General features: G+C 63.7%; 16 protein-coding genes. 10 read left to right on the top strand and 6 right to left on the bottom strand.

Features of this window, described 5'->3' with window-relative positions:
* The first annotated feature begins 3 nt into the window (after nucleotides 1-3).
* A complete protein-coding gene (fdhD, locus tag GWE18_RS01035) occupies nucleotides 4-840 on the top strand; it encodes a formate dehydrogenase accessory sulfurtransferase FdhD (protein WP_275183959.1) in 837 nt (278 codons plus the stop codon).
* On the top strand, nucleotides 830-1,042 hold the full coding sequence (locus GWE18_RS01030) for a formate dehydrogenase subunit delta (RefSeq protein ID WP_275183958.1): 213 nt from the start codon (nucleotides 830-832) through the stop codon (nucleotides 1,040-1,042). The genes fdhD and GWE18_RS01030 overlap by 11 nt, the downstream gene beginning before the upstream one ends.
* Before the next feature lie 89 nt (nucleotides 1,043-1,131).
* On the opposite strand, the gene GWE18_RS01025 is transcribed toward GWE18_RS01030, so the two are convergent.
* Complete coding sequence (locus GWE18_RS01025) at nucleotides 1,132-1,908, bottom strand: DUF4394 domain-containing protein (RefSeq protein ID WP_275183957.1); 777 nt, start codon at nucleotides 1,906-1,908, stop codon at nucleotides 1,132-1,134.
* A gap of 111 nt (nucleotides 1,909-2,019) precedes the next feature.
* Here GWE18_RS01025 and GWE18_RS01020 point away from each other — a divergent pair, with 111 nt between their 5' ends.
* From GWE18_RS01020 to GWE18_RS01005, 4 genes are all read left to right on the top strand, one after another.
* Nucleotides 2,020-2,640 carry a sigma-70 family RNA polymerase sigma factor gene (locus tag GWE18_RS01020; RefSeq protein ID WP_275183956.1) on the top strand — a complete coding sequence of 207 codons (621 nt, stop codon included), beginning with the start codon at nucleotides 2,020-2,022 and terminating at the stop codon, nucleotides 2,638-2,640.
* Entirely contained in the window at nucleotides 2,637-3,389 is a 753-nt protein-coding gene (locus GWE18_RS01015; protein ID WP_275183955.1) for an anti-sigma factor, read from the top strand. The genes GWE18_RS01020 and GWE18_RS01015 overlap by 4 nt, the downstream gene beginning before the upstream one ends.
* A gap of 654 nt (nucleotides 3,390-4,043) precedes the next feature.
* Nucleotides 4,044-4,514 (top strand): L-2-amino-thiazoline-4-carboxylic acid hydrolase, encoded by a 471-nt coding sequence (locus GWE18_RS01010; protein WP_275183954.1) that lies wholly within the window; start codon nucleotides 4,044-4,046, stop codon nucleotides 4,512-4,514.
* Between the two features lie 187 nt (nucleotides 4,515-4,701).
* On the top strand, nucleotides 4,702-4,923 hold the full coding sequence (locus GWE18_RS01005; protein ID WP_275183953.1) for a hypothetical protein: 222 nt from the start codon (nucleotides 4,702-4,704) through the stop codon (nucleotides 4,921-4,923).
* 30 nt (nucleotides 4,924-4,953) lie between these two features.
* On the opposite strand, the gene GWE18_RS01000 is transcribed toward GWE18_RS01005, so the two are convergent.
* Nucleotides 4,954-5,151 carry a hypothetical protein gene (locus GWE18_RS01000; protein ID WP_275183952.1) on the bottom strand — a complete coding sequence of 66 codons (198 nt, stop codon included), beginning with the start codon at nucleotides 5,149-5,151 and terminating at the stop codon, nucleotides 4,954-4,956.
* A gap of 785 nt (nucleotides 5,152-5,936) precedes the next feature.
* Here GWE18_RS01000 and GWE18_RS00995 point away from each other — a divergent pair.
* From GWE18_RS00995 to GWE18_RS00985, 3 genes are read left to right on the top strand one after another with little or no spacing between them, the layout of a single operon-like run.
* On the top strand, nucleotides 5,937-7,595 hold the full coding sequence (locus GWE18_RS00995) for an efflux RND transporter periplasmic adaptor subunit (RefSeq protein WP_275183951.1): 1,659 nt from the start codon (nucleotides 5,937-5,939) through the stop codon (nucleotides 7,593-7,595).
* Between the two features lie 12 nt (nucleotides 7,596-7,607).
* Nucleotides 7,608-10,736, top strand: coding sequence for an efflux RND transporter permease subunit (locus GWE18_RS00990; RefSeq protein WP_275183950.1), 3,129 nt, complete (start codon nucleotides 7,608-7,610; stop codon nucleotides 10,734-10,736).
* A 28-nt stretch (nucleotides 10,737-10,764) separates the two neighbouring features.
* On the top strand, nucleotides 10,765-11,130 hold the full coding sequence (locus tag GWE18_RS00985) for a hypothetical protein (protein WP_275183949.1): 366 nt from the start codon (nucleotides 10,765-10,767) through the stop codon (nucleotides 11,128-11,130).
* Between the two features lie 25 nt (nucleotides 11,131-11,155).
* Here GWE18_RS00985 and GWE18_RS00980 read toward each other — a convergent pair whose 3' ends face one another.
* The 4 genes from GWE18_RS00980 to GWE18_RS00965 form a co-directional block, all read right to left on the bottom strand.
* On the bottom strand, nucleotides 11,156-14,086 hold the full coding sequence (locus GWE18_RS00980) for a bifunctional [glutamine synthetase] adenylyltransferase/[glutamine synthetase]-adenylyl-L-tyrosine phosphorylase (RefSeq protein WP_275183948.1): 2,931 nt from the start codon (nucleotides 14,084-14,086) through the stop codon (nucleotides 11,156-11,158).
* On the bottom strand, nucleotides 14,083-15,549 hold the full coding sequence (locus GWE18_RS00975) for an ATP-binding protein (protein WP_275183947.1): 1,467 nt from the start codon (nucleotides 15,547-15,549) through the stop codon (nucleotides 14,083-14,085). The genes GWE18_RS00980 and GWE18_RS00975 overlap by 4 nt, the downstream gene beginning before the upstream one ends.
* A complete protein-coding gene (locus tag GWE18_RS00970) occupies nucleotides 15,533-16,213 on the bottom strand; it encodes a response regulator transcription factor (protein ID WP_057848354.1) in 681 nt (226 codons plus the stop codon). The genes GWE18_RS00975 and GWE18_RS00970 overlap by 17 nt, the downstream gene beginning before the upstream one ends.
* Before the next feature lie 274 nt (nucleotides 16,214-16,487).
* Nucleotides 16,488-18,083 carry a Do family serine endopeptidase gene (locus GWE18_RS00965; protein ID WP_275183946.1) on the bottom strand — a complete coding sequence of 532 codons (1,596 nt, stop codon included), beginning with the start codon at nucleotides 18,081-18,083 and terminating at the stop codon, nucleotides 16,488-16,490.
* Between the two features lie 357 nt (nucleotides 18,084-18,440).
* On the opposite strand from GWE18_RS00965, the gene GWE18_RS00960 reads away from it, so the two are divergent.
* A complete protein-coding gene (locus tag GWE18_RS00960; RefSeq protein ID WP_275183945.1) occupies nucleotides 18,441-19,133 on the top strand; it encodes a hypothetical protein in 693 nt (230 codons plus the stop codon).
* Nucleotides 19,134-19,184: the final 51 nt, after the last annotated feature.

Below are 19,184 nucleotides of genomic sequence, written 5' to 3'. Positions count from 1 at the left end.
GGCATGGCTGATGCGGTCACCACCGCCGATCGGCAGATCTGGCGCGACGGTCACCTTGGTGAAGGTACACGCCTGATCCCGGAGGAGACCGCGATCGCCCTCACCTACAATGGCGGCACCTATGCCGTCATGATGGGCACGCCGCAGAACCTGCAGGACCTTGCCATAGGGTTCAGCCTGAACGAGGGCATCGTGCAGTCGCCCGACGAGATCGTCTCGCTCAATATCGTGGAACTCGATGACGGCATCGAACTGCGAATGTGGCTGGCGGCGCCGCAGGCCGAGCGCGTCAACGAGCGACGGCGGCACATCGCAGGACCGACCGGCTGCGGCATCTGCGGGATCGAATCCATCGCCGAAGCCGTGCGCCCGTCCGCGGTCGTGACAGCGGGGCGCGTGTTCTCGCCCCATGAGATCATGGCCGCGATGGCGAGCATGACCGTATTGCAGCAGATCAACATCCAGACCCGCGCGGTGCATGCGGCGGCATTCTGGACACCGGCGCACGGCCTTGTAGCGCTGCGCGAGGATGTCGGCCGCCACAATGCGCTGGACAAGCTCGCCGGCGCGCTGGCGCAGGAGAGCGTTTCCACCAGCCAGGGCATCGTGTTGCTGACCAGCCGCGTCTCGGTCGAAATGGTGCAGAAGACCGCCGCGATCGGCGCTCCGCTGATGGTCGCGGTGTCGGCGCCGACGGCGCTCGCGGTTCGCACGGCGGATGCCGCCGGCATCACGCTCGCGGCCATAGCGCGCGCCGATGGATTTGAGATCTTCACGCATCCACAGCGGATTGCGGTTACACAATGTACTGGCGTTGCGGAGGCTACCCATGTCGCCTGATCGGCTGATCTACATGGCCAATCAAATCGGAAAATTCTTTCAGAGCCAGGGCCACGACAAGGCGGTGCCCGGGATCGCCGAGCACATCAAGAAGTTCTGGGACCCGCGGATGCGCAAGGCGATCTTTGCGCATCTGGACGCCGGCGGTATCGGGCTCGACTCCAATGTCCGCGACGCGCTCGAGACGCTGAAGCAGGCGTAGGCACCGGGCCGAGCCGGAATTCACTGCAAGGTTCTGCCGGCCGCGCAAGCAACCGGCAGAACCCAGGCGTCCGGGATTGCAGCGGCCGGCTACATTCCCATGATCGCGATATCCTTCACCGCGCCGCTGACGCCGGCGATCTTTGCAGCCTCGGTCGCCTTTCCGGTCGCGAGGTCGATGCTGTAGAGCGTGCCGCCCGCCATCAGCCAGGCTTCGTTCTTGCCGTTACCGTCGGACCAGATGTCAAACGCGACGGTATCCGCCTTGATCCCGAGTTTGCCGATCGCGCCGAGCACGCCGTCATTCGGTGGCGCCTGCTTGATCAATCCGCCGATGGTGCCGTCAATATTGAACAGCGCCGTCTCCTTTGTGCCCTTCACCGAGTTGGTATAGGCGCCGGCGACGATGTTCGGCTTTTCGCCCTTGTGCATGTCGCTGTCGGCAAACTTGTGGTCGCCGTCCTTGGTCACCTTGCCGTCATCGACATTCGCCCGCAGGTTCATCCCGTCCGCGCCCATCACACGCAAGCGGTCCGCCACCGGATTGAAATCCACCGTCGCGGCCACGCCCCTGGCCAGCATGGTGTCGAGCTTCGATTTCGTGGTGGCCTTGCCGTCCAGCGCGATGGTCACGATGGTGCCATCGTCGACCAATCCATAGAGCATGCCGTCGGCCGGACGGACGTCGATGCCGACCAGCGCGCCGGAAATGCCGGTGACCTTGACGGACCCGGTCGCCTTCTTCTGCGCGGTATCGACCATCGCAATTGTGTCGCCGCCGATCAGGGCTGCGACCTGCGCGGCGTTGGCGGCTGCGGATGACAGCAATAGTGCGGCCGAAGCGGCGAAAATCGAACGATAGTTCATCGGTGAGCTCCCTGTGTTGCTATGATCCTCTCGGGACCAACACAGCGGGTACCGGCGGCACGGCGAAACGGATGCAGCACACTGAAAATAATTTTCGGCACATGCATCCAAATGTCGCATCTCAAGGTAGAACAACTATGCAAGGGCATAGACATGACTGGAAATGGCACCATCACCGCCAACCTGCAGGCTCCCGCCCTGTTCGATGGGGAGCGCGAGGCGCAGCTTGCCGCGGCCCTGGCGCGCTGCGCGGCCGGCGACCGCACCGCATTGCGCGTGATCTACGACAGCGAGGCGCCGCGCATGGTCGGCATCGCGCGCCGCATCCTGTTTCGGCAGGACCTGGCGGAAGAGGAGGTGCACGACGCCTTTATCCGGATCTGGCGCGGCGCGGCCGGCTTCGATCCGCGCCGCGGCAGCGCGCGCGGCTGGCTCTATGCAGTGGTGCGCAACCGCGCCCTCAGCATTCATCGCGATGAGCACCGCTATGAAGCATCGGATGAAAGCACCCAGGATGTCGACTGCGAGGCCACCCTGTCGCGGATGCCGGAGACCAGCGCGCTGCGCCGGTGCCTCGAGCAGATCGACCGTCCCCGCCGCGACGTCGTGGTGCTCGCCTATGTTCACGGCATGAGCCACGGCGAATTGGCGGGACGGCTCAAGGTTCCGCTCGGCACGGTCAAAAGCTGGGTACGGCGCAGCCTCTTTGCGCTGCAGGAGTGCATGGGATGAACCTGCACGATGCCGATAACGCTATGGCCGCCGATTACGTGATGGGCCTCCTGGACGGTGCGGAGCACGCCGCCGCTGAACGGCGCATCGCAGCCGACCAATCGTTTGCTCAGGCTGTCAGCGCGTGGCGGGAACGGCTTGCGGACCTCGATCTCACGGCCGAGGAAATCCCACCGAACCCGGCGCTTTGGCAGCGCATCGTGGATGCAACCAGAATCGCGCCGATCGACGCCCTGCCCTCCGCACGCACCGCGCTGCGTGGCGCCACACTGTGGGACAATATCCGGTTCTGGCGCGGCCTCGGTATCGGCGGCGTCTTCGCTGCGCTGTTTTTTGCGGCGATCATGGTTGGTGCGTTGGCGACGTCGCGCCAGCTTCGTCATGACATGATCGCGCTCGCCCAGCGCAAGCCGGTTTACGTCGCCGTGCTGGTGAACGACACGACCAAAGAGGCCGGCGCCATCGTCAACGCGTTTTCGAACGGCCGGGTCGAGCTGATACCGTTGCGGCCGATCGAGGTTCCTGCCGGCCGCACGCTGCAGGTTTGGACGTTGTGGGATCGCGCGATCGGCCCGAAATCGATCGGCCTCACCGCTCAGCCGCGCACGCTGCAGCTCGAACTGGAGTCGCTGCCGGAAACCGTGCAAGACCAACTGTTCGAGATAACGCTGGAGCCTGAAGGCGGCTCACCCATCGGACGACCGACCGGCCCAATTCTGTTCAAGGGCAATGCGGCACGGGCCTTGTAGTCGCCTCAGAGGGAAAGAAGTATTCGATCACGCTGCCGGTTTAGCCGTCGTCCCTGCGAAAGCAGGGACCCATAACCACCGTCGCCAATTGTTGAGGGAAAGCCGTCAACCATCTTGCCAGGACAACAACCGCCGCGGCGTATGGGTCTCCCGATGTGCAATTGCACATCTGAGATCGCGCTTCGCTTGTCCGGGACGACGGCGTTGGATGTTGCACGTCGTCCTGAGGGAAAGTGGCTGGCCGTCCGGTTTCAGCACCAGCCCTTCTTCCAGTGACCGGGCGGGCAGCCACGTCCGCGCCAGCCGACCTTCCGGCCCCGGCTCCAACCAAACGGACGATAGCCGTGTCCGCGGCCCCAACCGTGCCCGCGGCCGTGCCCGCCCTTTACCTCAATCAGATCGGCCTTGACCAGAGAAGCGTGGATCATCACATGGCCCGCGGGCAGCGCCGTGGCCGCCGGGGACATAAAAGCAATTGGCATTGCGACTGCGATTCCGAATAGTAGTTTGCGCATGGCCCCACCGGCTCCAGAGTTGAAGGAGGCGACGTCAGAACAGGAAAAAATGGCAATAGTTCCGCGCGAATGGGGCGGACTTCCGAAAGCGCGTCGATTTCTCTAACTTCAACTTCAAGTACAGGAATGGAGGCTGCCGGTGAGCATTCCCGTCATCCAACAGGCCAAGATCCAGGCCCAGGTTCTGGTCCCTCTCGTCAAGGCTCTGCAGGCGGAGCTGGGAGAGGAGCGCGCCAACGGAATCGTCCGAAAGGCCCTGGGTGATCTCTACCGCGCTTTCGGCGAAGAATTCTGGCGGGCGAAAAACGAGAAGAATCTGGGCAAGGCCATCGCTTCGGCGTTCACGACCTATGCGCGTGATGATGCGCTGCATTACGACGTGATCGACCAGTCGCAGGACGTCTTCGCGTTCAATGTCAGACGGTGCAGGTACGCCGAGTTCTACAAGGAGCTGGGTGAGCCGGAGCTCGGATTCCTGTTGGTGTGCGCGGCGGATTTCGATACCGTCGAAGGTTTTGGGCCCGACGTCAAGTTAACCCGCACGCAGACCATCATGCAGGGCGCCGGCCATTGCGATTTTCGCTACCGGCGGACGGGCAGTACCGACTGAACGTAGGGTCCACGATAGATTCTATCGTATTTTTTCGTCCCTGAACCGGAAAGCCCGGAACGAGATCGCTGCTCCCGCGTTGAAGGTGTGAGCGGTAGATCTGGAAGGAGAAATCCAACCGGAAATATCAGCTCAAAGCCCCGTCAGTTATTGAAATAGCTGGCGGGGTTTTGATGTAGGAGGGCTCTTGGCTTACGCGCTTTTTAATGGCGACAGGCAGATCGGCCCTGGCTTGCCGACCGAGCCAGAGGTCTGGAAGCACGCCCTCGATGATGGCCTGATTTCCGACGTTCCCGTCGCCGATGAGGCAGGCGGACAGGTTCTGCCCGCGCGCTACCACGTGAAGGAAATCAGGGAAGAGCGCTGCGCGCCGGATCCGGCCTCGAAGCTTCCAGACGAAATTCCCTGACGCCGTTTTCGTCGGTGCCCTCGCATGGCCCTACCGTGCCTGCTTGACGAAGGTCAGGCCGCTCAGGGTCAGCCGTTCCTCGCTGGTTTCCCCGTTGGCCACGAGCCCTTCCAGATAGGTTTCCAGTTCCGGCAGCTTGCGGTCGAAGTCGGCACCACGGCCCATGAGCTGGCACGCCTTCCTGATGCGCTCGATGGGCTTGTCGAAGATATTGATCTGCGTATGCATCCCGGCCTCCTGATCCCGCGACAATTCCGGGCGGCCGCCGGAGTTCCGAAGCGAACCCGCCGGTCTCCCGGCCACCGGGACATGAAAGCCCAATAGGGGCGATGGGGCCTCGGGATACGTCATCAGCGAGACGGCCAGACAAGGCTTTGATGGCTTTTGGCAAAAGAGAGCGAGGAGTGCAGCGCGCATCTGCCGCAATAACGCGGCGATAACCATGCCGGCACCGCCGCGTTCCGGTCTTGAATTCCTCGTTCCCCGGCGATATCAAGTGCAGCGCTTGTGCTACAATCGGACGGTCATGTTGAAGCAACGAATTATGTGTGCTCTGGGAGCCGCGATCGTCCTGATCGTGCTTTCACTCGCGCCGTCTGTTGCCCAAGCGCATGGCGGCCATGAGCATCATGCTGCCGCTCACGTCCACGGCGGCCATGGCCAAGCCGCCTTTGATCAATCCGATCGGTCGGCGACGCCCGCAGTCTTGCAACAGGCTCAGCGGAGGCAAACCGAGACGCCCGCCTCTTCGGACCGCAATTGCGTCGGCGCCTGCTGCACATTCGTATGCGCCGCTTGCTGTGCGGCCGGGTTGCCGAGCTTCGTGCAACTTGTCCCGCTGTCCCGATCGGCAACGCGTGTTGCGTTTGTCCCGTCCCAGATAAGGCCAGATCGCGCGCCTGAGTCCCTCAGGCGCCCTCCCAAATACTTCATCTGAACGCAGCGATCAGTGAGTTTGCGCGCAGCTTCTGCTGCCCGCAACTGACGGCCATTCAGATTGAAGGATTTTTGGTATGCTTTCCCATTTCGGGCGCGCCCTGTGCGCTCTCGCGGCAATCGCAGCTCTGTGCGCTGCGATTGCTCCCGCTTCCGCCCATGAGGGTCATGACCACGGCGAACAGCCTGCCGTCTCGGCAGGCGCGTTGCCACGCGGCGAGGCCGATTCCAACGCGTTCGAGATCGTTGCCGTCGCCCGCGGAGACCATCTTGAGATCCATCTCGACCGGTTCGCCACGAACGAGCCGGTGACCGGCGCCGTACTTGAAGTTGAAACCCCTGATGGTTCCGTAAAGGCTACCGAGAATGCCGACGGCACATACCGACTGCCGGCGCCGTGGCTGGCAAAGAACGGACGTACCGACCTCATCTTCACGGTTACAGCGGGAGACGCCACCGACATCTTGCCGATGACGATTCAGACTGCGCGTGAGGCGGCGCAAAGCGACGCACAAGGGGACGCGGCTCATGGCGAACACATCGGCAGGACTTCGGTTCTTCTCGCGCTGGGCGGCCTGCTGGCAGGCGCTCTGCTAACGGCCATTGCACTCCGCGGGCGACGGGTGGCGGCCATTGTCGTCATCCTCGCCGCGTTCGCGGGCATCCGCGGGACGAATGCGCATGAAGGCCACGGCCATGAGGAAGACAAGGCGCAGGTCGCGATCAGCGTCGTTTCGGGGGAGCGCGCCCAGCGCCTGCCGGATGGAGCAGTGTTCGTGCCCAAGACCGTGCAGCGGATATTTGCGTTGCGGACGCTGGTCGCCGAACAGGCGAAGCACAGGAAAGTCACCGAGCTGCCAGGCAGGATCATTCCCGATCCCAACGCCAGCGGGTATGTGCAATCCGCCGTGGGCGGCCGGCTTTCGGCACCGCCGGCAGGTTTTCCCCGGCTCGGCACACGGGTGAAACAAGGCGACATCCTGGGCTATGTCACGCCCCCCATTCAGGCGATCGATGTTTCCGACATGCGGCAGCGCCAGGGCGAGCTCGATCAGCAGATCTCGATTGTGGAACGCAGGTTCGCGCGTTACGAGCAACTCGCGCCATCGGGCGCCATATCCCGAACCCAACTCGAAGATACACGGTTAGAGCTGGAAGGGCTTCGCGAGCGGCGCGCATCGATTGAAAAATCGCGCCGCGAACCCGAACCGCTGATCGCCCCGGTTGCAGGCGTCATCGCGGAAGGCACCGCCGTGGCAGGCCAAATCGTCCAGCCGAGCTCTGTCGTCTTCAACATCATCGATCCCTCGCGGCTGTGGGTCGAAGCGCTCAGCTTCGAGAACGTCGAATCATCGCAAGGGGCGCGGGCATCGACATATACGGGCAGGAATTACGACCTCATCTACCAGGGGACCGGTTTCGCCGATCGCAGCCAGTCGGTGCCGGTGCATTTTGCCGTGACGGGCGAAACGGCGGGGCTGAGGGCCGGCCAGTTCCTGACCGTGCTGGTCACCACCGACGAGACGAAGGAAGGCCTTGCGGTACCGCGAAGCAGCGTCGTGCGCGGGTCGAACGGCCAGGATTTTGTGTACGAGCACGTCGCCCCCGAGCGGTTCATGGCAAGGAGCGTGCGCACGGAGCCTCTCGACGGCGATCGTGTGCTGATTGTGTCCGGCTTCTCCCCGGGCAAGCGGATCGTGTCGCAAGGCGCGGATCTTCTCGATCACGTACGCTGAAGAGGCACGCTCATGTTCACATTCCTGGTCAGCACCTCGCTCCGCAATCGCCTCTTTGTTCTTGCGATGGCAGGCGTCCTCGTTCTTCTGGGCGCCTACACCGCGCGCCAGTTGCCCGTCGATGTGTTCCCGGACCTCAACCGTCCGACCGTTACCATCATGACGGAATCCGAAGGGTACGCGCCGCCGGAAGTCGAGCAACTCATCAGCTTCCCGATCGAGACCCAGATGAACGGCGTACCGGGCGTCAGCCGGGTACGATCAGTCTCGGGCATCGGGCTTTCGATCGTTTACGTGGAGTTCGATTGGGGAACCGATATCTTCCGTAACCGTCAACTGGTCGCGGAGCGTCTGGCGCAAGTGCAGGGCCAGCTCCCCCTGAACATCACCCCGCAGATCGGCCCGATCAGTTCGATCATGGGTCAGATTCTCCTGATCGCGGTGACGTCGAAGACAGCATCGCCGATGGAGGTGCGCGAGATCGCGGACTTCACGATCAGGCCCCGGCTGCTCGCGATACCGGGCGTTGCGCAGGTCATCCCGATCGGCGGCGAGGTCCGTCAGTACCGGATTGCGCCGCTGCCTTCCGCGCTGCGCGCGCTTGGGGTGGGCTATGAGCAAATAGAGCAGGCGCTCAGGCAGTTCGGCACCAATACCGGCGGAGGGTTCACCGATCAGAATGCCCGCGAGTTTCTGATCCGCAATATCGGACGCACGACGAGCCTGGAAGACCTGCGCAATATCGTCGTTACCACCATCGAAGGACGCCCCATTCTGCTGCGGCAGGTAGCGAACGTCGACTTTGCGCCCAAGGTCAAGCGCGGCGACGCGGGCTATATGAGCAAGCCTGCCGTGGTCGTCTCGGTCGAGAAGCAGCCCAATGTCGATACGGTGCGGCTGACGCAACAGATCACGCAGGTGCTGGCGGAGCTGGAACCCAGTCTGCCGTCCGGCGTAAAAGCCAACGAGATCATATTCAGGCAGGCGAGTTTCATCGAAAACTCGATCCAGAACGTAGAACGGGTGTTGCTCGAAGCAGCACTTGTCGTCGCCGTCATTCTGTTCGCGTTTCTTCTCAACTGGCGCACGACGGCCATTTCGCTGACGGCTATTCCGGTCTCGATCCTGACCACGGCCATCATCTTCAAGCTGCTTGGCCTGTCGATCAATACGATGACGCTCGGCGGCCTTGCAATTGCCGTCGGCGAGCTGGTCGATGACGCCGTCGTCGACGTCGAGAACATCTTCCGCCGGCTTCGCGAGAACAGGGAGCAAGGTAGTCCCCGGCCGGTCTTCGACGTGGTGGTTTCGGCATCCAGCGAGGTGCGATCCGGAATCCTCTACGCCACGATGATCATCGTGCTGGTGTTCGTGCCTTTGTTTGCCCTCTCGGGCATCGAAGGACGGCTATTTGCCCCGCTTGGGCAGGCCTACATCATCTCGATCCTCGCGAGCCTGGTGGTTTCGATCACGTTGACGCCCGTGATGGCATACTACCTGCTGCCGGGAATGAAGCGCCTCGCCGAACGGGAGAGCTGGCTGGTCCGCAAGCTCAAGTCCGCCAACCACGCTGCGCTTCGGTTCGCTTTCGCCCGCAAAGGATTGCTGCTCGGCGTGACGGCGCTTGCCGTGCTGGGCGCAGGCACGGGCGTATTCGCCTTGAAGCGCGCGTTCCTGCCAGCTTTCAACGAAGGCACATTCACGATCAATCTTGCGTTCAACCCCGGAGTTTCGCTCTCCGAATCGACACGAGTGGGGTCGATCGCCGAACGCCTTCTGCTTGATGTGCCAGAAGTGATCAGCGTGGGGCGGCGGACCGGGCGCGCCGAACTGGACGAGCATGCGGAGGGCGTCCATTCGTCTGAAATCGATGTGGATCTCAAAGCCTCGCAGCGGCCAAAATCCGAGATCGTAGCGGACATACGCTCCCGGCTTTCGGTGCTGCCGCTCTCGGTCAATGTCGGGCAGCCGATATCGCACAGGCTCGATCACCTCCTCTCGGGCGTCCGCGCCGAACTCGCCCTGAAACTGTTCGGCGACGACCTCGACACACTACGAAACAGCGCGGAAGAACTTCGCCTGCGGCTCTCGAAGATCGAGGGCGTCCAGGATCTGCAGATCGAAAAGCAGGTACGCATCCCGCAACTCGAAATTCGTGTCGATTACACGCGGGCCGCTCTGTACGGCGTGCAGCCGGGCGCCGTGACCGAGCAGTTATCGCGCCTGTCGAGCGGACGCGTCATCTCGCGCGTGGTTGATGGCTATAAGCGCTACGACGTCGTCATGCGGCTGCCCGACCGGCTGCGCACCACAGAGAAGCTCGGCGACCTCTTGATCAGGACCCCGTCGGGGTGGATCCCGGCACGTCAGATCGCAGACGTGAAGGAGACTGACGGGCCCAATCAAATTCTCAGGGAGAACGGCCGCAGACGCATCGTCATACTCGCCAACTCTGACGGCAAGACCGACATGGCCGAGATCGTGCGCCGCATTCGCGCCGAATTGCAGGCGGCGAGCCTGCCGCAAGGCGTCACCGCAAGCCTCGAAGGCACATTCCAGGCTCAGGAGGAAGCCAGCCTCAGAATCGGTATCCTGGCAGGCCTTTCCCTCGCGCTGATCTTCGCCATCCTCTACAGCCGCTACCGCTCTACCGTGCTCGCCGTGATCATCATGGGCGGGGTGCCGCTGGCGCTGGTCGGTTCGGTCGCAGCGCTGGCGCTGACGGACCAGCCGCTATCTGTCGCCAGCATGGTCGGCTTCATCACGCTGACGGGAATCGCGACGCGCAACGGGATTCTCAAGATAAGCCACTACATCAACCTCGCCTTGCAGGAGGGAATCCCGTTCGGGCCGGAGCTTGTGATCCGCGGAAGCCTCGAGCGCATGACGCCCGTGCTGATGACCGCGCTGTCCGCGGGGCTTGCGCTGTTGCCGCTGCTTGTCGCGGCGGACGAGCCCGGCAAGGAAATCCTGCACCCCGTCGCGGTGACGATCTTCGGCGGGCTCGTCAGCGCGACCTTGCTCGATGCGCTGATTACGCCCGTGCTGTTTCTCATGTTCGGCAGAAAGCCACTGATGCGGCTCATGCAACGGCAGTCCGACGAGTCTCTCGGGAAGCAAGCCGCTTCACATTCCTATTGAACGCTCACGTCTTGAAAGGAGATCGCGCATGAAGTTCAGATATCTCACTCTCGGCATTGCCTTGCTGGCCGGCATGCCAGCTTACGCACACGAGCCGAAAGCGTCCCATGGCGGACGTCTCGCCGAAGCCGGTCCATACCATGTGGAACTCGTCGCGAAGGACAAGGCGATTGAAATCTTCCTCCTAGGCGAAAACGACAAGCCGGTTGACCCGAAGGGTTTCAAGGGCGTTGCCATTTTCAATCTGGGAGGAAAGGCCGAGCGCATCACGCTCGTGCCTTCGGAAAAGAACAACCTGAGCGGAACAGCTACAACCGCCCTACCGGCCAGGCCCAAGGGTGCGGTTCAGCTCACAGCGCCCGACGGCAAGACTGCAACGGCGCGGTTCGACTGACGCTGCCACGGGCGGGGCGGTATCCTCAGCCCACCAGCGCCTGGAACACCCGTCTCGCCTCGGCCTGGGTTTCACGTACCCGCGCTTCCAGCGTCGAGAAATCAGGCGTGTCGCCGGCGCGCGCCATCACGCGCAGCAGGTCCTCGCCCGAAGTCTCCGGATTAAACTTGCCGGTGACGCAAAGCCTGAGGATCTGCGTCAGGTCGTGATAGAGCCGCGCCGCCGAGCGCAATATCTCGGCGTCGGATTGCGGCAGCACGCCGAGGCGAGCGGCGTTGTCGAGCACCTGCAGCGTGGAGACGCTGAGAATTTCGGGTTTTTCCGAGGCGTGAACGAGCTGCAGATACTGCGCGATGAAATCGATATCGACGAGCCCACCGGCGGCGAGCTTGAGATCCCAGACGTCATCCTCGCCCTTTTCCTGCGCAATCGCGCGGCGCATGTCGGCGACATCTCCCGCCGTGCCGGAAGCGTCGCGCGGCCGGGTCAGCGCGCTGCGGATGATGGCTTCGATCTTCTGGCGGAACGCCGGAGAAGCCGAAATCACCCGCGCCCGGGTCAGCGCCATATGCTCCCAGGTCCAGGCCTCGCGTTCCTGATAGTCGGCAAATGAATCGATCCGCGAGGCCAGCGGCCCCGCGCGGCCCGACGGACGCAGCCGCATGTCGACTTCATAGAGCACACCGTAATTGGTCCGCGTCGTGAACGCCGAAATCAGCCGCTGGGTCAGCCTCGCAAAATACTGCGCGCCATGCAGCGATCGCTCGCCATCGGAATCAGGATTGTCCGAGTCGAAATCATACAGCAGGATCAGGTCGAGGTCGGAGGACGCCGTCATCTCGCGGCTGCCGAGCCGGCCCATCGCGAGGATCGCAGTCTCCTGCCCCTTGATGCGGCCGTACTGGGTGGCGAACTGATCCCTGACCAGACCGTGCACGGTGTGCACGATGCCCTCTGCGACGTCGGCAAAGGCAACGCTGGCCTGTTGGGCGGAAACCGTGCCGGACAGGATGCGCGTGCCGATCAGGAACAGGCTCTCCTGCCCGAACAGCCGCAGGCGATCGAGGAAGTCTTCGTAGGAATCCGAGTCCTTCAGCGTCGCCGCCAGCCGCGCCGACAGCTCCTTCTGGTCCGGCATCGCGCCGAAGAAACGGGGATCGATCAAGCCGTCCATGATCTGCGGCTGGCGCGCTAGCATGTCGCCGAGCCGCGGCGCTGCGCCGAGGATCAGGGCCACCAGCGCGACCAGGTCGCGGTTCTCTCTCAGGAGAGAAATCAGCCGGCCGCCGCGCTGCAAGGCGCCGAGAAAGCGATCGAACGCGGTCACGGCGTCGTCGGGGTCTTCGGCATGTGCGAGGCCGTCGATCAGGCCGGGCACGAATTCGATGAAGGCGGCCTTGGTCGCTTCATTGCGGAGCGCGCGATAGTTGCCCTGCATCCAGAGCTGCAACGTCCCGGCCACCGCGACCGGCTTCTTGAAACCGAGCGTCGTCAGGTGATCGAGCAGCCGCGCATCCTCAGGACCTGCGGCGTAGTTGAGCTGCGGTAGCTTCACCGTGCCGGTCGGATCGCCCTCGAACAGCTTGCCGTAATGCCCCTGCACGATGTTGAGATGACCGAGCAGATCTTTCGCAAAGGCGGCCCGGCTCTCATAGCCGAAGAAGTTTGCAAAACGCTCCACGGCCTCGGCATCTTCGGGCAGTGCATGGGTCTGCTCGTCGCAGATCATCTGCAGCCGGTGCTCGACGCGGCGCAGGAACTCGTAGGCATCAGTCAATTCGTCACAAGCCTGAAAGGTGATCCAGTTACTGGTGGCCAAGACCTGCAACGCATGCAGCGTGGGGCGCACCCGCAATTCCGGATGGCGGCCGCCGGCAATGAGCTGTTGCGTCTGCGCGAAAAACTCGATCTCGCGGATGCCGCCGCGGCCGACCTTGACGTTGTGGCCTTCGACCGATATCTCGCTCTGGCCACGATAGGTCTGCATCTGCCGCTTCATGTCGTGGACGTCGGCGAGCGCGGCAAAGTCCAGATGCTTGCGCCAGACGAACGGCGAAAGCTCCGCGATCAGCGCCTCGCCGGCTTTGGCATCGCCGGCGCAAACGCGCGCCTTGATCATCGCGGCGCGTTCCCAGGTCCGCCCCTCCCGCTCGTAATAATGCAGCGCCGCCTCGGTCGAAATCGCCACCTGCGTCGAGGCCGGATCGGGCCGCAGGCGCAGATCGACGCGGAACACGTAGCCGTCGCCGGAGCGTTGCTGCAGCAAGCGGGCAAGCGCCTGCGTCACGCGCACGAAGAACGGCGCCGGCTCGATGTCTGCTACCAGCGACGTCGCGGCGGGATCGAAAAACACGATCAGATCGATGTCGCTGGAATAATTCAGTTCGCCGGCGCCCATCTTGCCCATGGCGAGCACGATCAGGCCGGAGCCCTCCTCCGGCCGGTCGTGATTGAAGGCGGTCATGCGGCCGCGCGCAACCTCCTGGCGGAGCAGGAAGCGCAGCGCTGTCTGCACGGAAACGGTTGCAAGACCGGTCAGCTCCGCCGTCACCCTCATCACCGGCCAGACCCCGCCGATGTCGCACAACGCGATCAACAACGCGGCCTCGGACTTCACGCGGCGAAGCAGATGCATCACATCGGCCTCGCCGGCGGCTGTGAGCACGTCGCGCGAGGTTTTCTCGATCAGCGCGGCGAGATGCTGTTCCGGATCGCATGCCAACAGGCGGAGCAGCCGCGCGGCATCGGCGCGGATCAGGTCGAACAGGTATGGCGAGAACTCGACGATGCCGAGCAGGATGGCCCGGACCGGCGGCCGCTCCAGCCACGCGCCGATCTCGGCCGCCTGCTCCGGCTGCAGTTCGGCGAGCCAGTCTCCCAGACGTTGTTCGGCGTTGCTACTGGCGGTGAGATGCGGCCCGCTGACGAACCGCGCGGCCAAGGCGGAGGCATTCATGCCACCTTCTGTGGCACATCCGGCGTTTGGGCCGCAAGCCTGTCACCCGCGGCGGATAGCGCCGGGATCACCAGCGTCGCGGTCAGGCCGGGACGCGAATCGCCAAGCCTGAGTTCGCCGCCATGGAGCGTGGCAACGGCGTTGGCCAGGCTGAGGCCGAGGCCGGAACCCGGCAACGTCCGGCTCGCCTCGAGCCGCACGAACCGCTCCACCGCGTGCTTGCGATCCCCTTCGGGAATGCCGGGCCCATGATCGGTGACGCTGAGCAGCACGCGGTCGCCCTCGCGCCGCGCCTCGATCAGAACCTCCCTGGTGCGCGCGGCCGCGGCGGGATCAAGCGGCTGCACCACAGGCGACGGCTTGCCGTATTTGATGGCGTTCTCGACCAGGTTGGCGAGCGCCTGGCTGATCAGCTCGCGGTTGCCGTGCAGCCGCGCGGTCCCGGTCCTGACGCGCAGGGTCATGCCGTCGTCCTCGGCGAGCGGTTCGTACAATTCGTGGATCCCCTTGGCGACGTCGGCCGCGTCGAAATCATCCATGTTGCCGCGCGCCTGCCCGGACTCCGCGCGTGCGATCATCAACAGCGCGTTGAAGGTGCGGATCAGGCCGTCGGATTCCTCAATGGTCCGCTCCAGTGCCGCGCGGTACTCGGCTTCGCTGCCGGAACTCGCCAGCGCCTCCTCGGCGCGGTTGCGCAGGCGCGTCAGCGGCGTCTTCAAGTCATGGGCGATGTTGTCGGAGACTTCCTTCAGCCCCATCATTAGGGCCTCGATGCGCTCCAGCATGGCGTTGAGGTTTTCCGCGAGGCGATCGAGCTCGTCGCCGGAGCGCCCGACCGGCAGGCGCCCGGAAAGGTCACCGGCCATGATGCGCCTTGTGGTGCCGGTCATGGCGTCGATCCGCCGCAGCACCCGCCGCGCCACGAAGATGCCGCCGCCGATGCCGAGCACGATGACGACAAGCAGCGACCATTGCGCGGCTTTGGCGACGATGCCGAACAGACGCCGCCGCTCCTCCAGATCGCGGCCGACCAGTAGGCGGAAACCGTCGGTGAGCTCGGTGACGCGCACCAGCGCGCGATGATTGGCGCTGTCCTGCTCGTCGAGCCTGCGGTACGCCGTCTCAGACCAGCCTGTCGAAGCCATCACGCCCGGGGACAGCGATTCGACATTGCCGCCGAACGACCTCCCCTCCGGCGTGGTGACGAGATAGAGGTTGGCGCCGGGCCGCAGCGCCCGGTAGGCGAGCGTGAGGGAAAGGCCGCGCAGCCCGCGGCGTGCGTAGATGGTCTCGATCTCGGCGGTTTCGGCGTTGACTGTGGTGGTGATCTGCTCGTTGATCAGCCGCCGCGTATTCCAGGCGAAATAGCCGAGCAGCGACGCGGCGAACAGCGCAAACAGGAACAGATACACCAGCGTCAGCCGGAACGCTGTGGTGCGGATCAATTTACCGAAGGCCGTCACGGATCATGTACCCGGCGCCGCGGATCGTGTGCAGCAAGGGCCGCTCGAAACCCTTGTCGATCTTGGAGCGCAGCCGCGAAATATGCACGTCGATGACGTTGGTCTGCGGATCGAAATGATAATCCCAGACGTTTTCCAGAAGCATGGTGCGGGTCACGACCTGTCCCGCATGCTTCATCAGATATTCGAGCAGGCGAAACTCGCGCGGCTGCAGCGTCAACTCGTCCTTGCCGCGGGCGACACGGTGAGAAAGACGGTCGAGCTCGAGATCGCCGACGCGGTAGGTGGTCTCTTCGGCGGGGCCCACATTGCGGCGCGACAGCACCTCGACGCGCGCCTGCAGTTCGGCGAACGAATAGGGCTTGGGCAGATAGTCGTCGCCGCCGGCGCGCAGGCCCTTGATGCGATCGTCGACCTGGCCGAGCGCGGAGAGGATCAGCACCGGCGTGCGGTTGCCCTTCTCGCGCAGCGCGCCGATCACGGACAGGCCGTCGCGCTTGGGCAGCATGCGATCTACCACAAGCACGTCGTAATCGCCGCCATCGGCCATCGACAGGCCCTCCTCGCCATCGCTGGCGAGATCGGCGACATGGCCGACTTCGCGGAACGCCTTGACCAGATAGTCGGCGGACTCGCGATCGTCTTCGATGATCAACAGGCGCATTTGGGGGGCAGTTGCGGTCACGGGAACAGGCTTTCTCTCACCATGGCGCGGCCGCCCTGCACATGCAAGGCGGCCGGCCGTTCTCTCGATCACGTAAAAAAAGCGGGCGGTGAAGCTGGGGGACCTCACCGCCCTTAGGCCCTTCCGACGGAGGGGGGCGTGTTCCGAAGGAAGGTTGCCTGAGGGAGCGAGTTTTGCACCCGCTCCCCGGAAGGAGACGTCGGCGGGGGCGACGAATGCCGGCGAAACCCTCCATCTGATATCTAGTCCTCGTTTAGCCCTTCGCCAGCGGCACCGCGACGAAGCGCGACGAACCGCCGCTCTTCACGCGCATGAGAACGCTGTTCTTGTTCTCGGTACGGGCGGCGTCGATCGCATCGCGAACCTCGCCGGCGCTGGCCACGCTCTTTCCGGCGACCTCAAGAATGACGTCGCCTTCCTTGAAGCCGCGCTCGGCCGCCGCGCTCTTCGGGTCGACCTCGGTGACTACGACGCCTTCCCTGCCGGCGCCGGCTACGCTGTTGGCGGGAGCAACCGTCAGGCCGAGTTTCGGCACGCCGGTTCCCTTGGTGGGGCCGCCCTTGTCTTCCTTGTCGGTGTCGGCCTTGCTCTCGATCGTGTTCGGCAACTGGCCGAGCGTGAGGTTGATGACCTTTTCCTGGCCTTTCTGCAGCACTGTGAGCTTCACCGCGGCGCCCGGCGCGAGGCCGCCGATGGTGCGGGCGAGCTCCTTGGCATCCTTGACCGGCTCACCATTGACGGCGGTGATGACGTCACCCGACTGGATGCCGGCCTTGGAAGCCGGGCCGTTCGGCTGCGGTTCCGCCACCAGCGCGCCTTCCGCCTTCTTCATGCCGAGGCTGTCGGCGATGTCTGATGTCACCGGCTGGATCTGGACGCCGATCCAGCCGCGGCTGACGGAGCCCTTGTCCTTGAGCTGGGCGATCACGTTCTTGACCGTCGAAGCCGGGATCGAGAATGCAATGCCGACGCTGCCGCCGGACGGCGAATAGATCGCGGTGTTGACGCCCATCACTTCGCCATTGGTGTCGAACGCCGGACCGCCGGAGTTGCCCTTGTTCACGGGCGCGTCGATCTGGATGAAATCGTCATACGGGCCGTTGCCGATGTCACGGCCGGAGGCCGAGACGATGCCGGCAGTCACGGTGCCGCCGAGGCCGAACGGGTTACCGACCGCCAGCACCCAGTCGCCGATCCGCGGCTTGCTATCGGACAGCTTGGCGAACGGGAAATCGGTGCGGCCCTCGACCTTGATCAGCGCGAGGTCGGTGCGCTGATCGGTGCCGATCACCTTCGCGGTGTAGGTCTTGCCGTCGTCCATTGTGATCTCGACCTTGTCCGCGCCGTCGACCACGTGGTTGTTGGTCACGGCAAAGCCGTCAGGCGAGATAAAGAAGCCGGAACCCTGACCCGTGACCGGGCCACGGCCGCCACGCGGTCCGCCGCGCAAGCCCGGAGGCAAGCCATCCGGACCGCCAAAGCGGCGGAAGAAGCGCTCCATCGGTGAACCCGGCGGGAACGGCGAGTCCTCGTCCTTGTTGGCGCTGTCGTCCTTGGAGCTCTTGTCGGCGATGTTGATCTTGACCGAAATCACCGACGGCTTCACGCGCTCGACGACGTCGGCAAATCCGATCGGACGCTCGACCTTGCGGACCTCGGTATTGACCTGGGCCTGCGCCGCGCTGGTGAAGACATCGAGCGGGCCCTGCTGCGGCGAGAAGCCATACACGGCGGCGCCGAGGCCGGCGACGACAGAAGCCATCAGCGCGAACTTGCGCGCGGAGAACAGCGAACGCCGCGGCGCGCCGTTGGACGGTAGCGAGGAAAGATCGATGGGACGTTCGGTCATGTTTCAAAAATCTCCAGAGCCTGAATTTCGACGGTACGGGGTGCGGGGGCTGGGGCACCTGACAGGACGGAAGATGGGGTTTGCCGCCTTACCGTGCGCTGGCTGGGGAATTAAAGTTTGGTAATGCGCAGGCTTTATGGCTGCGGCGGAATAACGCAGGCAATCAATGGCTTAGCGCTGGCGGAAAGACGGCTTTCAGAGGGCGCAGAGTCCCCGCCGTACCCGTCGAAGCTCTCCTAAATCTTACGTTAAGCCTATCCGTGTCACAACCTCTGCACGAACAAGGAGAGCGAGGTTGCGGTCGCCGAAAGCGAATTTTGCATCCGGCCGTCAACGACAAGGATCAGGAAGAAAACCATGGTCAGCGCCGTTTCCAGCCAAGCCGCCACATTGAGTCCCCTCGCCTATACGGCTCTCGACGGGGACGACAACGCCAAACAACCCGCGTCGAACGCGACGTCAAACGACAGCGACCGCGGCCCGGCCACGCAGGTGTCGTTATCCCAGGACGCGCTGGATCGCCTGATGGCCGCATTCAAGCAAGGCCCGGACGCCACGCAGCAAGGCCTGGATGCACACTGGCAGGCGACGAGCGAGGCCATGGATCGCCGGGTAGAATTGATGAAGATCAACGCTGAGCTCAGGATGCTCGACTGGCGGGAAAAGACCAACAACTCTTTGGCATCCACGATCAAGTCAATGCGAGAGTCCGCTATCAAATGGCAAAATACGACGCCAGTGCCGGCGGTACAGCTATCGGATGCCGAGATCAGCGCGATTCTGAAGAAGGTCGCGCCGCGCGGCATCGATCCATCCAAGATCGGCGGTGCCGACACCTACTCCTTCGGTGACGATGGAAAAATTTACACCTTCCTGAAGGATGGAACGGCTTGGGTAAATGAGGGCGGAGTGCCCACCTCCGAGGAGCAGAAGCAACGAGGCTATCAGGCCTTCCAAGATACGATGCTGTATTTGTCCACCAGGATTGAATACCCCAGCGTCTCGCGTGCTGACCTGATCGCCAAGCGCGACGCGCTGGTCGGTCAATAATGGCAGCAGTTCTCGAAGACACGGCGCAGGAGGTTTCCCTCCTGCGCCGTT

Source organism: Bradyrhizobium sp. CSA112 (assembly GCF_029051645.1).
Taxonomy (GTDB): Bacteria; Pseudomonadota; Alphaproteobacteria; order Rhizobiales; family Xanthobacteraceae; genus Bradyrhizobium.
This window is presented reverse-complemented; position numbering and strand designations above follow the sequence as displayed.

What these genes read in the sequence shown, in the direction of transcription:
- fdhD (WP_275183959.1), top strand. Translation starts at nt 4, where the DNA reads ATGGCTGATGCGGTCACCACCGCCGATCGGCAGATCTGGCGCGACGGT.
- GWE18_RS01030 (WP_275183958.1), top strand. Translation starts at nt 830, where the DNA reads ATGTCGCCTGATCGGCTGATCTACATGGCCAATCAAATCGGAAAATTC.
- GWE18_RS01025 (WP_275183957.1), bottom strand. Translation starts at nt 1,908, where the DNA reads ATGAACTATCGTTCGATTTTCGCCGCTTCGGCCGCACTATTGCTGTCA.
- GWE18_RS01020 (WP_275183956.1), top strand. Translation starts at nt 2,020, where the DNA reads ATGTCGCATCTCAAGGTAGAACAACTATGCAAGGGCATAGACATGACT.
- GWE18_RS01015 (WP_275183955.1), top strand. Translation starts at nt 2,637, where the DNA reads ATGAACCTGCACGATGCCGATAACGCTATGGCCGCCGATTACGTGATG.
- GWE18_RS01000 (WP_275183952.1), bottom strand. Translation starts at nt 5,151, where the DNA reads ATGCATACGCAGATCAATATCTTCGACAAGCCCATCGAGCGCATCAGG.
- GWE18_RS00995 (WP_275183951.1), top strand. Translation starts at nt 5,937, where the DNA reads ATGCTTTCCCATTTCGGGCGCGCCCTGTGCGCTCTCGCGGCAATCGCA.
- GWE18_RS00990 (WP_275183950.1), top strand. Translation starts at nt 7,608, where the DNA reads ATGTTCACATTCCTGGTCAGCACCTCGCTCCGCAATCGCCTCTTTGTT.
- GWE18_RS00985 (WP_275183949.1), top strand. Translation starts at nt 10,765, where the DNA reads ATGAAGTTCAGATATCTCACTCTCGGCATTGCCTTGCTGGCCGGCATG.
- GWE18_RS00980 (WP_275183948.1), bottom strand. Translation starts at nt 14,086, where the DNA reads ATGAATGCCTCCGCCTTGGCCGCGCGGTTCGTCAGCGGGCCGCATCTC.
- GWE18_RS00970 (WP_057848354.1), bottom strand. Translation starts at nt 16,213, where the DNA reads ATGCGCCTGTTGATCATCGAAGACGATCGCGAGTCCGCCGACTATCTG.
- GWE18_RS00965 (WP_275183946.1), bottom strand. Translation starts at nt 18,083, where the DNA reads ATGACCGAACGTCCCATCGATCTTTCCTCGCTACCGTCCAACGGCGCG.
- GWE18_RS00960 (WP_275183945.1), top strand. Translation starts at nt 18,441, where the DNA reads ATGGTCAGCGCCGTTTCCAGCCAAGCCGCCACATTGAGTCCCCTCGCC.